Source organism: Aquimarina discodermiae (assembly GCF_040786235.1).
In the GTDB taxonomy this organism is placed as follows: Bacteria; Bacteroidota; Bacteroidia; order Flavobacteriales; family Flavobacteriaceae; genus Aquimarina.
Genome location: NZ_JBFMKP010000043.1, coordinates 25,816 through 40,867 on the forward strand (window position 1 = coordinate 25,816; position 15,052 = coordinate 40,867).

At 33.6% G+C, this 15,052-nt stretch carries 15 protein-coding genes; 7 read left to right on the top strand and 8 right to left on the bottom strand.

Annotated features, from left to right (window positions below; translation table 11 throughout):
* Window positions 1-120 precede the first annotated feature (120 nt).
* The 4 genes from ABW636_RS20790 (at window position 121) to amaB (ending at window position 4,464) form a co-directional block, all read left to right on the top strand.
* Window positions 121-1,053 (top strand): nicotinic acid mononucleotide adenyltransferase, encoded by a 933-nt coding sequence (locus tag ABW636_RS20790; protein ID WP_367592019.1) that lies wholly within the window; start codon window positions 121-123, stop codon window positions 1,051-1,053.
* A gap of 216 nt (window positions 1,054-1,269) precedes the next feature.
* Window positions 1,270-1,767: an LVIVD repeat-containing protein gene (locus tag ABW636_RS20795; protein WP_367592020.1), complete on the top strand. Its 498-nt coding sequence runs from the start codon at window positions 1,270-1,272 to the stop codon at window positions 1,765-1,767.
* A 13-nt stretch (window positions 1,768-1,780) separates the two neighbouring features.
* Window positions 1,781-2,536: an LVIVD repeat-containing protein gene (locus tag ABW636_RS20800; RefSeq protein WP_367592021.1), complete on the top strand. Its 756-nt coding sequence runs from the start codon at window positions 1,781-1,783 to the stop codon at window positions 2,534-2,536.
* Window positions 2,537-2,910: 374 nt separating this feature from the next.
* On the top strand, window positions 2,911-4,464 hold the full coding sequence (amaB, locus tag ABW636_RS20805) for an L-piperidine-6-carboxylate dehydrogenase (RefSeq protein ID WP_367592022.1): 1,554 nt from the start codon (window positions 2,911-2,913) through the stop codon (window positions 4,462-4,464).
* Between the two features lie 132 nt (window positions 4,465-4,596).
* On the opposite strand, the gene ABW636_RS20810 is transcribed toward amaB, so the two are convergent.
* From ABW636_RS20810 to ABW636_RS20820, 3 genes are read right to left on the bottom strand one after another with little or no spacing between them, the layout of a single operon-like run.
* Window positions 4,597-5,724 carry a hypothetical protein gene (locus ABW636_RS20810; RefSeq protein ID WP_367592023.1) on the bottom strand — a complete coding sequence of 376 codons (1,128 nt, stop codon included), beginning with the start codon at window positions 5,722-5,724 and terminating at the stop codon, window positions 4,597-4,599.
* A gap of 26 nt (window positions 5,725-5,750) precedes the next feature.
* Entirely contained in the window at window positions 5,751-6,629 is an 879-nt protein-coding gene (locus ABW636_RS20815; protein ID WP_367592024.1) for a sugar-transfer associated ATP-grasp domain-containing protein, read from the bottom strand.
* Window positions 6,630-6,672: 43 nt separating this feature from the next.
* Window positions 6,673-8,259 carry a 7TM domain-containing protein gene (locus ABW636_RS20820; protein ID WP_367592025.1) on the bottom strand — a complete coding sequence of 529 codons (1,587 nt, stop codon included), beginning with the start codon at window positions 8,257-8,259 and terminating at the stop codon, window positions 6,673-6,675.
* Between the two features lie 66 nt (window positions 8,260-8,325).
* Between ABW636_RS20820 and ABW636_RS20825 the strand changes: the two genes are divergently transcribed.
* The 3 genes from ABW636_RS20825 to ABW636_RS20835 all read left to right on the top strand — a co-directional run bounded on the left by ABW636_RS20825 (window position 8,326) and on the right by ABW636_RS20835 (window position 12,641).
* Entirely contained in the window at window positions 8,326-8,838 is a 513-nt protein-coding gene (locus ABW636_RS20825; RefSeq protein ID WP_367592026.1) for an RNA polymerase sigma factor, read from the top strand.
* A gap of 55 nt (window positions 8,839-8,893) precedes the next feature.
* Entirely contained in the window at window positions 8,894-9,799 is a 906-nt protein-coding gene (locus ABW636_RS20830; protein WP_367592027.1) for a FecR family protein, read from the top strand.
* A gap of 241 nt (window positions 9,800-10,040) precedes the next feature.
* A complete protein-coding gene (locus ABW636_RS20835; RefSeq protein ID WP_367592028.1) occupies window positions 10,041-12,641 on the top strand; it encodes a carboxypeptidase-like regulatory domain-containing protein in 2,601 nt (866 codons plus the stop codon).
* A gap of 26 nt (window positions 12,642-12,667) precedes the next feature.
* On the opposite strand, the gene ABW636_RS20840 is transcribed toward ABW636_RS20835, so the two are convergent.
* The 5 genes from ABW636_RS20840 to ABW636_RS20860 form a co-directional block, all read right to left on the bottom strand.
* On the bottom strand, window positions 12,668-12,991 hold the full coding sequence (locus tag ABW636_RS20840; protein ID WP_367592029.1) for a DUF5615 family PIN-like protein: 324 nt from the start codon (window positions 12,989-12,991) through the stop codon (window positions 12,668-12,670).
* A complete protein-coding gene (locus ABW636_RS20845) occupies window positions 12,975-13,241 on the bottom strand; it encodes a DUF433 domain-containing protein (protein ID WP_367592030.1) in 267 nt (88 codons plus the stop codon). Before ABW636_RS20845 ends, ABW636_RS20840 begins: the two co-directional genes overlap by 17 nt.
* Before the next feature lie 255 nt (window positions 13,242-13,496).
* Complete coding sequence (locus ABW636_RS20850; RefSeq protein WP_367592031.1) at window positions 13,497-14,081, bottom strand: hypothetical protein; 585 nt, start codon at window positions 14,079-14,081, stop codon at window positions 13,497-13,499.
* A 5-nt stretch (window positions 14,082-14,086) separates the two neighbouring features.
* Window positions 14,087-14,284 (bottom strand): hypothetical protein, encoded by a 198-nt coding sequence (locus ABW636_RS20855; protein ID WP_367592032.1) that lies wholly within the window; start codon window positions 14,282-14,284, stop codon window positions 14,087-14,089.
* Between the two features lie 16 nt (window positions 14,285-14,300).
* Entirely contained in the window at window positions 14,301-14,867 is a 567-nt protein-coding gene (locus ABW636_RS20860; RefSeq protein WP_367592033.1) for an REP-associated tyrosine transposase, read from the bottom strand.
* Between the last annotated feature and the right edge of the window lie 185 nt (window positions 14,868-15,052).

The window sequence follows — 15,052 nt, forward strand, 5'->3', positions numbered from 1 at the left end:
ATATTTTCTGGGGTCAAAAATAAGGAAAATAGAAGTCATATTAAAAACCTAACAATCAATTACTTGTGATTTTGGCACGTCTTTTGGAAGTTATATTTTGAAATTGAAAACACAGAGCTTATGAAAACGCTAAAATTACTTTCGATTATTTTATTAGGATCTATTATACTTACTTCTTGTGTAGCAGAGGTTGTTGTAGAAGAAGATGTATACATTGAACCACAACCGTTTGTAAATTCGAATACAGGAATTAGCCTAAATGCATTATTGAATTCTTATGAGATATGGTATGTTGATATCGAACGTACAAACGGTAATGTAGAAATTCCTTTTTTACAAAAAGCATTCACGATTTCTTTTAAGAACGGAATTTTTTATGCTAATAATAACCTTGTAGGTATGGGGAGTAATGGTAATGGTTTTGGGTTGGATGTTGGAGAATATGATCCATTTAGAATAGAAGTAGATATTACCCATGATATTGATGGAACCTATACGTTTAGAGTTAACCAGCTTTCTAATAACGAAATAGAACTACGGGACATTGTTTCTGGAACCAGTTATTATTTAATTGGTCATCAACGCAACAACTTTGACTATGATGCCGTCTTTTATGATAACATTCATTATTTCTTACAGGAATATGAAGTTTGGGAGAAAATATATACCAGTGAAATGGGTGTGCTAAATGAATTTGATAATGAGAACTATTTGAAATTCGCATACTTTGGAGCAGGAGATAATTTTGAGAGTTCTAGGGATCAAGTGGGGATATCTCTCGACGATATTATCTATGATTATGTAGGACATTACGAAATTAAAGATATTCTTAACATTTTTGATAAGAAAACTTTAACACTTGATTACGGTTATCTAGACAATGAATTCTTCGAGTTGTCCGTTATCAATGACAGTACGATAGAATTATTTCACCCATCGTCAGAAACTGTATATCGATTTGCGGGTAGAGGTAATATTGTGTTTAAAAAATCGATCTCTCAAAACGATAGAAATAGAATTAAAAAAGCTGATTTTATGAAGCTTACAAAATAAAATATAGCTAGTTGGTAGCTTAAAGATAGTTAACTTTTTGGTTGGTTATTTAGTTGGGAATCGCTCTACAAGAGAAATCTTGTTTGAGCGATTTCTTTTTTGATAGGTAGCACAGATCAACTTAATGATTATTTAAACTAAATAAAAATAATTAAGCAACTCTTTGCGATATCCTGCATCTATTAGAAAAAGTAAGACTATTTAATCAAACAAATTATGAAAAAACTATTTTGCATAATACTATGCTTATGTTTATCGAGTTGTTGGTATCATCCAAATGATGATGATACCACATTTCCTCCTTATGAACCTCCTTATGAAGCTGTAATACTAAAAAGAAGTGAATTGAACAGTTCTATTGTTCTACAAGAAAAACAGGCCACTGTCGAACCAGCAAAAATTTATGTTGTCGAGGATTATATTTTTATTAATGACAAGCGAAGAGGTTTTCACATTTTTGATAATTCAGATCCTGTAAATCCTATAAAAAAGAGCTTTTTAAAAGTACCAGGCTGCACCGATATTGCTATTAGAAATAGTACTTTTTATATCAATCAAGCAACAGATTTGGTAGTACTTACTTTTGACCTACATGATTTTAGTTTCGAGATTGTTAAACGGGTTGAAAACGTATTTCCTAAAGTAGCTTCTCCAGACGGCTATATAGAGCATGCAAATGAAGATAGTGTGGTTGTAAATTGGTTAGAAAAATAAAAACAATAGTATAATGAATACAAAACATATTTTACTACTAATAAGTTTTATTATTATAAGCTTGTTTGTTGGTTGTAGCACAGATAGTGATAGTTCGGCTGCAGAGTCTACCTCAGATGGGCAAGGAGGTTCTTTGGCAACATTTATACTAAAGAATGATTATTTATATACCGTCGATTCATTTGACCTCACTGTTTTTAATATAAAAGAGGTTAAAAACCCAGTTGAGGTAAATTCAATTAACGTAGGTTTTAATATCGAAACATTATTTAATTACCAGGACTTTTTGTTTATCGGTTCGAGTGATGCTATGTTTATTTATGATATCACCAATGCAGAATTACCAAAACTAATGTCTCGATCTGATCATTTTAGGTCTTGTGATCCCGTAGTGGCAAATGATACCAATGCCTATGTAACTTTGCATACTAATTCGTTTTGTGATGGGTTAGTAAATGAGCTTAGAACCTATAACATAGAGGATGTTGAAGCACCAGTTTTATTAAACACAAGAAATCTAAAAGAGCCAAAAGGACTAAGTTTATTTGGTACCAATTATCTTTTGGTTTGCGATGACACTGTCAAAATATTTGATGTTTCTGATCCAAATGATTCAAAGTTTATAAAAGAGATCCCTACCAAAAATGCTATAGACATTATTATTAGGGATAATCATGCCTTTATTATTTCAGCGTATAGTATAGAACAATACGAATTGAATAATGAGGATATTGAAAATTTCAAGAAAATAAGCACTTTTAACTTCTAATTATATATGAGGATAACATTTGGGGTTTGATTGGGTAAAAAGATAAAACCTCTAATTAAGTGCATTACTTTTTATAGTAGAAACTTTGATAAAGTGCTTTTTTAATCTAAAAGCACTTTTTTTATACAGTTTTAGGCCCAATTCCGTATTTTTATAAAAGACAACTGTTATCCATAAAAATGGAATTGAGTTGTTGTATAATACCAATAAATTGAAAGTCAATTTGATTATGAATTCATAATTTATTGTAAATATTGATTGTTTGTAATATGTTATGATTGAAAATTATTTAAAATTGACTCAAAATGCAATCAAAATTTAATTTATTTCTAAAAGGAAGTATCTTTACTCCTTTCAAAAAGCAATAGTATCGTATGGCAACAGCAATAGTAGATTTCGGAATCCAGGAAGCATTGCAACAATTAGGTGTTTCTGAAAATAATAAAGGAACGTCAACGGGAACAGATTGGTTCTCGTCTGAAAATGCAATCTCATCATATTCACCAGTTGATGGAGCATTAATTGGTACAGTAGCGACGACTTCAACATCAGATTATGAAAAAGTGGTACAAACAGCTGTAGAAGCTTTTAAAAGCTGGAGAGTGTTGCCAGCTCCCCAGAGAGGAGAAATCGTAAGGCAGTTTGGAGAAGAATTACGCGTTTTAAAAGAACCGCTAGGTAAACTAGTTTCTTACGAAATGGGGAAATCCTATCAAGAGGGGCTGGGAGAAGTACAAGAGATGATCGACATCTGTGATTTTGCAGTAGGATTATCTAGACAATTGCATGGGCTTACGATGCATTCTGAACGTCCTGGGCATAGAATGTATGAACAATACCATCCATTAGGGATTGTGGGGATTATTTCTGCATTTAATTTTCCGGTTGCTGTATGGGCCTGGAATACTGCCCTGGCTTGGATTTGTGGAGATGTTTGTATTTGGAAACCTAGCGAAAAAACACCTCTTTGTGGGGTAGCTTGTCAAAATATAATTGCCAAAGTATTAAAAAATAATAACCTGCCAGAAGGAATTTCGTGTTTGATTAATGGTGATTATAAGGTAGGTGAAATGATGACTACTGATAAAAGAATACCATTAATTTCTGCTACAGGTTCTACTCGTATGGGAAAAATAGTGGCATCTACCGTAGGACAGCGTTTAGGAAAATCACTCTTAGAATTAGGAGGCAACAATGCAATTATTGTAACCCCAGATGCTGATATCAAAATGACCGTAATAGGAGCTGTGTTTGGAGCCGTAGGAACAGCTGGACAACGTTGTACATCGACCCGTCGATTGATTATTCATGAATCAATCTATGATAAAGTAAAAAATGCAGTAGTAGATGCATATGGCCAGTTAAGAATTGGTAATCCACTAGATGAAAACAACCATGTAGGGCCTTTGATTGATAAAGATGCAGTAAAAGGATATCAAAATGCCCTAGAAAGTGTAGTGAAAGAAGGAGGTACCATTGTGGTAGAAGGAGGGGTGCTCTCTGGCGAAGGTTATGAAAGTGGTTGTTATGTAAAACCGGCTATTGCAGAAGCAGATAATACGTTTGATATTGTACAACACGAAACCTTTGCACCGGTTTTATACTTATTAAAATATAAAGGAGAGATAGAGAATGCCATTCAAATCCAAAACGGTGTAGCGCAAGGATTGTCATCGGCTATTATGACCAATAACCTAAGAGAAGCAGAAAGATTTCTTTCGCATGCCGGATCAGACTGTGGTATTGCTAATGTAAATATTGGTACTTCTGGAGCAGAAATTGGTGGTGCTTTTGGAGGAGAAAAAGAAACAGGAGGAGGTCGTGAGTCTGGATCTGATGCCTGGAAAGTGTATATGAGAAGACAGACCAATACGATTAACTATACTACCGAATTGCCATTGGCACAAGGGATCAAGTTTGACTTATAATACCAGTTCTTATATGAACTAGTATACTTTTAATTTTCTATTGCATAAGGAGGTTAAAGTAAAGCCGTATAAAACATGTTTTATACGGCTTCTTTTAGTCACAAATAACTAAAATCAACATGGGGGGTAATCTTAAAGTTTCCATAGTATGCCTATTCCGGCATATTGATTTCTATAATTTCTAAAAGAACGAGCATCTATGTCTGTATAGTTAGTATTTCGAACTCTCGAATAGAGTGTTGCGGTTATAAATAACCCATCACTAATTCGATGCGAAGCGTTTAATGTAAAATTGGTGTATTGATATCTAAGCTTTTCTCCGATACGGGCTTCTGTATCTCTTGCTTCAATCTCTTTGTAATTTCTGGTTACAAAAGCGAATGAGCTGCTTATTTTGGTGGTTTTGTTTTTATAGAATAGTCCAATTTCCGGAGCCATTTGGTCAAACCCAGAACGATTGGTAGAGTTATCTATTCTGGCGTAGTAGGTAAACTTTGGTCTTATTTTGAATTGCTCACTTATGGGTAGTTCATAAAATAAATTTCCTTTTAAATAATCCCAGTCTCGTTCTCCTTCAGTAAAAGTATCACTGGCATTAAAAGTATCGTACAGTCGTTTTTTAGCTAAAAAACTGATGCCTACTTTATGTTTAAGTCTGCTTATTTCAAAAGATTGTACGCTGGATAGTTGCGCTCCAAATTCATCAAACTGTAAATCCCTAACTCCAAATGCATCAAAGTCTTTAAAATTGTAGAATCCTTCTATCGAAATTTCGTGTTTTTTAAAAGGTACCAACTCAATTCCTGTTGTTGCTCCGTAATTGGTATACCCCAAAGGATTAATCAATACATCTTGATCTCCGCCCAAACCTTCTCTATTCATTCTTTTAAATCTAGCTTCAGACAAAAAGGTCACTTTTTTAGTAAACCGGTATTCATATCGAACTCTGGCATTTAGACTCCAGTAGCTATCGTCTATATTTTCATAAAATACCCTATAAAAAGGATTTACAAATAGTTTCAGTTTGCTTTTTCCTTTTTTATACCGAAATCTATAGGTAATGGCAGCATCCTGATAAAAACTACTGGATATTAGGTCTTCTTTGGTCAGTATAGTATCATTCACTCGTATTTCGTTAGGACTTTTAAAGTAATTGTACTCGTACCCTCCTTGCGTTTCTATAGTAAACGTATTTTTACTTTGCGAAAAACTGATTGTACACACTAATAGTGCGATCCATATTAAAGTTGTTATTCTCATTACAATTTTTTCTTTTTTAAATTTTGTTATATAGCTTGTGCTATTACTTCTTTTAACCCCATTTTGTTTACCAGTTGTATTCCCAGGCCTGGTCGTACATTTATTTCCATAATTTGCGGCCCCTTATTGGCATCGATGACAATATCAATTCCCAGATAATTGAGCGGAAAAGCCTTTGCGGTAGCCACCGATATTTCGAGAATCTTTTTCCAATAGGGTATGGGGGCACCATACACCAAAAAATCGCTATCAGGATGATGATTCATGTATCGTCTCCCGTCATAAACTTCTAATAACCTTCCTTCTTTCATATCTACGCCGATGCCTACGCCATTTTGATGAAGATTGGCCTTACCGTCAGATTTATTAGTAGGCATTCGTAGCATGCCCATCAAAGGCCTATCATGTAAAGTGATGATTCTAAAATCAGGAACTCCCACTGGGTATATTTCATGAAAGAAAGGATGAGGTTCTATACACTCTTCTACAAGAACCCGATCATGAGAACCCAAAGAGAAAAATCCCATAATGATCGATGCCATATGCTGAAATATTTCTCTTTCAGAGATTGGTTTTCCGCTGGATTCCCAATTACCATGTGCATTTTTTTTAAGAATTTTGATACCTCCGCCACCACATCCGTTGGCTGGTTTTATGGCCATTGCAGGGTGCTGCTTGCATAGCTCCCATGCTTTTTTTATGTCACTGTTGTATTCGATCACAGCATATGTTTTTGCACAGGCAATATTGTTTTGATGTAACACCTCTTTGGTCAATACTTTATCGTCTGCAAGGGCATAGTGTTTTTTTGGATTATTAGGATAAATCAGATTAATATTTCTTTCGTTTAGCCCAATCACCTTAGAATAGGTATTTGGTTTTTTAGTAAATAGTATAGAAAACATAGAACTATGATTTTTAAGATTATTTATTTGTTTTTGGCAGAGGCTAGATATTACGCTCAGAGAGCAATAAAGGTTTGAACCTAAAAAGTTCTACCCATCGTATACCAATATATCGCCCTAAGAAAGCTGCAAATACGATGACCAATAAGATAAGTTCTGGAAACAGAATCAAAATAGAAGGCAGCCACGACCAGGATAGTATCAGGTAAGAAATAGTGGTAGCGATAAGAGTTTGAAACAATTTATCGATCGCTCTTAGATATCCATCTTCTACCGTTGCACGAGAAAAGCGCTCTGCCGATATGGTAAGAATGATGATAGGGAAAAAAGTTAGTTTGGTAAGCCATTGAATATTGTTTTGAATTCCTAAATGGGTAGCAATCAATATTACACATACCATAATTGTTAATGAGATGACGAGCTTAGGAGTATATAGTAATCCCATTTTATCAAAGGGATAAGATATAAGCCCTATAAGTATGATAAGGGATACAAATATTACCATTCCCGATACAAAACCTGTATGCGATAAAGAAAAAGCGATAAGTACAGGCAGAAATACGCCAAAGGTTTTTAAACCAATAATATTTCTTAGTAAAGCAACTAATAGTCCGCCAATGGGTAGCAATAATAATAGATATAATGATGAAAGCGATATAATGTCTTTATCAACCAGATTCCAAAGAGAAAACCCAGGTAAGTTATGAAGTTCTTGAGAGCTCATTTTTAGAAAAGATACATGATGTAGTTTGTTCATCTCATAGATATAATCAAACTGAATACCTGCCGTATGTGTTATCAGGTATTGATCTCCCTGGTAAATTTCCAAATAATTGGCAGGTAGGTATGCAAAGTGGTTGTTAAGCCCATCAAAGGGGACCCATGTATCATTGATCAATAGCTCTACCCAGGCATGTGATGTTCTCTTAGTAATTGTTTCTAAAATAATACCTCCTTTTATTCTGGCAGGATATCCCAGGTTTCGGCATAAGGCTACGAATAGTCTACTTTTACCATTACAAGAAGCTTTTTTCTGAAGAATAGTAGTTACCGCATCGGTAAGTGTAATGATAGGAGCCGATGGGATTGCATAGATATAGTCATATATATTTTGGATAACCTCTTTGTCGTTTTTTGCGCCTTTTACAAGTTCTTTTGCAAGATTGTCGACCAGTGTGTTATCAGATTGAATATTAGCTGTAGGACTTAAATACTCTTTAGAAACATGAGTTGGTTTGCTAAAGGTTTTGGGGACAACAAACCATTTTTCTTTTCCTTCAAAAGTAAATGCGTAATTAATAGAATGATAAGCATTTTTATCTTTGATACTCCAGATAGCTCTTGTATTTTCTTTTTGTTCTACTCTTTTTAGAAAAGATAAATCGTTGTCATTTATGATCTGCTCTTTAGAAATTCTTTGTCTGCTGTTACTTTTAGGAACATAGGTTTTTAATGAGATATTTGTAGTATCTGTTGATTTGAAAAAAAACCGATAGTTAACTTGATAAACCTGAGCAGAATTAAAATTATCATAGTTCTTAAATACCGGAGGAATTTTAAACCCGATCGAGATTATTGCAAGAATTGTTAATAAGAATAATGCAGTTTTTAGATTTGTTTTCAAAGTCATAATCAGCTATTTTTGGATTATAACAGGTGGAAACCATTTCACCCTACCTCGAAGCAAAAAAAAATTATGGAGCAATCCTCAAAATCTGTATGTGATCAAATTGTCTTTACCAAATTGTTTGAGTCCCATGCAGAATCTGTTAGAAATTTTATTTATTATAAATGTGGCGATAAACAACAGGCAGAGGATGTGATGCAGGAAGCTTTTATAAAATTATGGGACAACTGTAAAAAAGTAATTTTTGAAAAGTCAAAAGGATTTTTGTGTACTGTGGCTAATAATTTGTTCTTAAATCAGGTAGCTCGTAAAAAAGTTCGGTTAGAATACACCAAGCTACCTCATCGCAATAGTAATATAGAATCTCCCGATTTTATAATGGAAGAAAAAGAGTTTATGGATAAACTACAAGCAGCCATTGCCGAACTTTCTGAGGCACAACGAGAGGTTTTTTTGTTAAACCGAATCGATAAAAAAACTTATAATGAAATTGCCGAAATGCTGGGTATTTCTGTTAAGGCGGTAGAAAAAAGAATGCACAATGCACTTAAGCAACTTAGAAAACTAGTAAAAAATATATAAGAAGGTAGGGAATTTTGAAACTCACCTGTTATAATCCTGATATAAGGAAGAAAATATGTTGAACGAAAAAGAAAATCCATATTTGGCTAAGTGGTTAAATGACGACCTCGATCCCAAAGAGTTGGAAGCGCTAAAGGAACTTCCAGAGTATGAGGATTACAAAAAGATTGTAGAAGGATTAGAGTATTTCACTCCTCCGTCTTTTGAGGTGCAATCCTCATTGGCAACTACCTTAGGAAAAATTTTTGAACCCAAAAGGAAAAAAGTAATTAGGTTACGACCTATTATATATACCCTTTCTGCGGCAGCCTCTATTGCATTACTTATAGGTGTCTTCTTTAGTAAAGTAACGTATACCGCACAACCGGGAGAGCGCTTGGTAATCCAATTACCCGATGAAAGCTCTGTAGAGCTTAATGCAGCTTCTAGCCTAAGTCATAATCGCTTTTTTTGGACTAGTAATAAGGAAATAACCCTAGATGGAGAGGCATATTTTAAGGTAAACCCTGGCAAAAAATTTACGGTGGTGACCACCTATGGAGAAGTAGCTGTACTAGGAACTCAATTTAATGTAAAAAGCAGGACAAACGAATTTACAGTAGGATGTTATGAGGGTAAAGTACAAGTAGCTACCCATACCCAACAACAAGAAGTACTAGAAAGAGGAGAAGGTGTATCTTTAAAAAATAACAACCTTGTAAAAGAAACGATTACGGGTACAGAACCCCTCTGGAAAAATCGAGAAAGTTTGTTTAATAGCGCACCACTTAGAAACGTATTAGACGAATTAGAACGACAATATAAAATCACTTTTAGGCGTTCAACTATTGATCAGGAAATGCTTTATACAGGTGGGTTTAATTATGATGATTTACAAATTGCTTTAGAAGCTGTTTTGGTTCCTATGGGGATAGAATATGTTATTAATGGAAAAGTAGTTATACTTTCTACATCCCAATAAGAAACCATTTCTGTTACAAATGAGTTATACCATTTATATTTTGAATTTACTGGAAAAGAAAATTAAGATTTTTTTGTTTCAGTGAAGAAGAAAAATCAAGCATAGCAGCGCTACGGTTTATTTTTATTATGAAACTGAGGTAAAAAAAGAACATTTTATTCCGGTAGATTTAAAGTGTAAATGGTATTACTTGTCAGTTCTAATTGAGTCTTGTTTTCTAATAACCTATCAGGTCTAGGTTATGAATAAATATGTTACAACCACTATGAGGTATTTTTTATTGTTGATATTTTTTTGTCTATCTACAGTTCAAGGACAGGTGTCCAAAAATTATAAGAATACTTCATTGCAACAGGTTCTTGATGAACTTGCACAATCATATGACCTTATTTTTTCTTTTAGTGATGATACGGTAAAAAACAAAGTCATTTCATTAGTAATTCAAAATACACCATTAGATGAGGTATTGGTTACTTTAGGAAAATTAACAAACCTTACATTCAAGAAAATATCTGACCGACAGGTTATTGTTAGTATTCCCAGTACCAAAGTAGAAGTCTGTGGGTATTTATACGATCAAATCACCAATGCACCACTTTCTTATGCGTCGGTATTAGTAGAAAGTGATCAAACAGGAACCATTGCTAATGATGATGGTTTTTTTCAGTTAGGTATTGTCGAAGAAAATTCTTTCATCACAATACGTTTTGTTGGGTATCATGATAAAAAAGTGTCTGGTTCTTTTTTTAAAAATTCTGATTGCCCTAGAATTCCTTTACTTCTTAGTACTACATCTCTCGACGAGGTGCTTATTACAGAATATATTACCACCGGAATCGACAAAAATATAGATGGATCTATTGGGATATCTAATAAAGAACTCGGGATTCTTCCGGGACAAACCGAAGCCGATGTTTTACAAAGTATACAATTGATTCCTGGGATCAATAGTCTGGATGAATCGGCTGCCGGGATCGAAATTAGAGGCGGGTCTCCAGATCAAAACCTGATTCTTTGGGACCAAATAAAAATGTACAATACAGGTCATTTTTTTGGGATGATCTCTGCCTTTAATCCAAACGTAATAAAAAGTGCAAAAGTTTTTAAAGGAGGAGCAGACCCCAAATATGGAGATCGTGTATCAGGGATTATCGATATATCAAGCGATAAAGAGGTGCCTAAAACATTTGAAGGAGGAGTAGGCGTAAATGGTACTCACGCAGATGCGTTTCTCAAAATCCCAGTTACTAATACCACGGGGTTCGTCGTTTCAGCAAGACGATCCTATACCGATTATATCGAAACACCAACCTTTAACGCACTTTCTGAAAAAGTATTTCAGAATACAAAAATCGTAGAAACCGCTAATCAAGTTAACACTATACCAATAGATGAAGAGGAAGAAGATGAAGAGGAAGAAGAGGAATTGCTAGAACGAATAACAAATAACAATTTTTTCTTTTATGATCTAAGCGCAAAACTGATTATCGATGTTTCTGAAACAGATAAAATTCTAGCAAGTGGTATTTATACCCGTAACGATCTGGTTTTTGAGATAAGTGATGAAGAAGATTTGATCACAGATGAACTGAATGTACAAAACAAAGGAGTTAGTTTCTCCTGGGAAGGAACCAAATTAAAACATCTTACTCATAGCATAAAAGGATATTACTCAAAATTTGACTCTGATTATCTATTTACCGAAAAACAAGAAACGGTGATAGAAGAGCAGTCTGTTAGAAAAAATGTCGTAAAAGATAGAGGTCTGGATCTTGAGCTTGCGTATACACTAGATTCAAAAAATGTAGTGCAAATGGGGTATCAGTTTTCGAATAATGAAGTTTTTTATGCCGTTACCCGAGAGAGTGAGTTCGAAACTACCATAAACGAATCGAATAAAGTTGATAATAACGTTAATACATTATACGCAAACTATAAATTTTTACCCGTAAACAAAGGGTTTGTAAATCTTGGCGCGCGTGTATCACACTACTCTGTAGTAGATAAATTTTTTATAGAGCCCAGAGCAAATGTAGAGTATCCTTTAACCCGACAATTACGAATAAAAGCAACAGGAGAACAGCGGTACCAACCCATAAGCCAGTTAATAGAATTTGAGGATACCCAGCTACGTTTAGAAAATAAGATTTGGTTGCATAGTGATGATGAGGTACCTGTATTAAAAAGCACACAGTTTTCTGGTGGGTTCTTGTTTTCTGAGCGAGGATGGAATTTTGAGATCGATACGTATTATAAAAATATCACGGGTCTAACCTCGCTTACCAATGGTTTTAATACCACAGAGGATGAATTGTCTACCGGTAAAAGCTCTATTTTTGGAGTAGATATCTTACTGAAAAAAAAGTTTAAAAATTTTAGATCCTGGATGGGATATACCTTTAATGATATTGATTATACCTTTACAGAAATACAGGAAACGTCTTTTTCTGGTAACAACGATATTCGACATAATTTTCGAATTTCGAATACCTATGAAAATGAGCATTGGGAGTTTTCATTAGGTTGGTTATGGCGATCTGGGGCTCCATTTACAGATGCAGACCTTGTCGATGACACTATCGAGTTTGGTGCCACCAATGCCAAACGATTACCGGCATACCATCGATTAGATGTTTCTGCTATTTACCGTTTTAAAATCAACCAAAAAGGAAATTGGAGAGGGCAATTGGGTGCTTCGATACTAAATATATATAATAGACAAGTACCCTTATCTATTGGGTATCGACTAGACGATACAGCAACAGGAGAAATCCAATTAGATCGACTACAACAAGAATCTTTGGGTATCATGCCCAATATGGTATTTCGATTGTATTTTTGATTTATGTTGTGGAGTCACTTGGTTATTTAGTCAACTATAATAAGCCCCGGTTTTAACTTTTCTTCTAATACTTTTTCTATTCTAGGGATAAATTCAACCAATGAAGTATAACGAACATCTTTTGAGTTAAAAACTAGTAAGCTAACATGGTATTTTTCTAAGTTTTGTTGATGACTCATGTTTTTATCAATACTCAACAATACCTTTAGGTTCTTAGATTCCATACGTTGTAGTAAATCTCCATTTTTAATACCACTCCAACCCATTTCAGGAACTGTTAATACTTCATATTTTTCATTAAAACGATATTTCAGTTTTCTAGGTAAATTTTCATCAAGCAGCAGCTCCATTATCTGTTTCGATTTCGATTACGTAAACGGCTAACAACTCCAGTACTTTTTGAGCAAACGATTTCTTTACAGTAGGATAGTTCTCCAAAAATTCTTGGATATTTTCTCCTCCCTGTAAATAATCAAACAGTATTTTGATAGGAACCCTGGTATTTTTAAACACAGGGGTTCCCCCTAAAATATCAGGAGACACCGTAACGTATTTACTTAAAGCACTCTTTAAGTCCATAACATTCATTTTTACATTCATGACAAAGATAGTTTATAATATACAATATTTTTTAATACTTAACCAATGAATATTATCCCTCGCTCGTGCCAGAATACATTTGCTTTTAACTTAAACCAACCCTAGCTTATGGGATGTTTTATTTTGTAGTATGTAATTTTTTTGGAAAAACCCACAACATTACTGCTGTGGGCTTATCTTTTATTGCTTACTCATACCGCTACGAAGTTGTAAACTTCGCAGAGCTGGAGTGGTTTGATTTTTTACTATTTTATCTTATAATCGGAACTCAATATCACGCCCATCGTGATACACAACTTCTTGAATAAGTTTTTCTTCTGAATCTAAAAAAGCAACAAATGAATCTACTGAAGCTAAGTTGTTACTAAAATCAAAATCTTTTAGAAGAGTTTCTTTTGAAATTGCATTATGATATAGATAGAGGTTTATAAAAACTAAGTTGTCATTAAATCCAGAAAATGTAACTACCATATGACTTTTATCCCTAATTGATAAATTACCTAATAGATCAGAATGAACTCCTTTACACTTCAAGTTGATTTCATTTCTGATTTTAGCAAATTGATTCTCATCAATATCCAGCTTTGAAAAAACCTTTTTTTCAATCTCCTTTCTTGAAGGGTGGTTGAGCGTTTTTTTTGATAAAAAATCACTAAAATTAAAATCTGTATAATATGGATAAACAATATAACCACTATCTAGTTTTTCAGGATATTCACTTATAATTTTACTATTTAAAATTTCTAAAAAAATTCTCTTCTCATCTTTTTTATCAAAACCACTATTGCAGGAAAATACTACAATAATGCAGAATGCATAAATATTAGTTCTCAATCTCATTATTCCTATTTTTTAGGTTTGATATTTCTACTTTGGATTATATATTCATTACCATCTTTTTTGAATAATAAAGTAGGATTTACTTTATTGTCATACTCTTCAAAATATCTTTCTCTTGTTGCCAATCCCAATTGTTCTCTAAATCGATTTATTCTTGATACAACATTCCCTTCGCTAGCGCGAGCGTCTCGCTCGTGCCGCAAATTATCAGTTTTTAATTTAAACCAACCCTAGTAAAAAACCATCACTATCTATTTCTATTACTGTATGGTCATTTTGATAATTTCTGGCACTACTATATTTCCAATCTACAGGATTTGTTACAAAACCGGTTACTACAGGATTATTATGAATATAATCTATCTTTTGTTTAATTACCTTATCTGTCCATAATTCTATGGGCTTGTTATGTTGTTGCCAAAATTGTCTTTTGGTAATATTACTATTCTTTTTTCCTGCTTTTTCCATCATCCATAATAACCATTCTTTTCTACTTTCCCTAGGGTTATCTTCTATAGCCTTTATGATTTTTTTAGAAGTATATCCCTTAAAATCTCGAATCAATCCAGAAGGATCATTATTTGTAGAACGAAACACCAAATGCACATGGCTAGGCATAAAACAATAGGCATATACTTCCATACCTTTATGTTTTCTGCAATGATCAATACTTTGTGCTAATGTAGATAAGTAATTTTCTCTTGTAAATACATCAATCCAATATACTGTAGCAAAGCTTATAAAATAAACCCCTTCTTTGTTATAAAACTTATATTTTCTACTCATTTTGCTAACCTACAAAATGGTAGTTTCATTTTTTGATATTTATTATGACCTTAGTGTCAAATATAAAAACGAGGTCGTCTAAAAAGTTATTTTTAGGCGATTTTCTTTTTCATCCATTATGGTTTTTGTTGATTTTTTTCAATTTTAGGATTAAAAGATGTGTTTTAAAAAGGCACACGCAATCC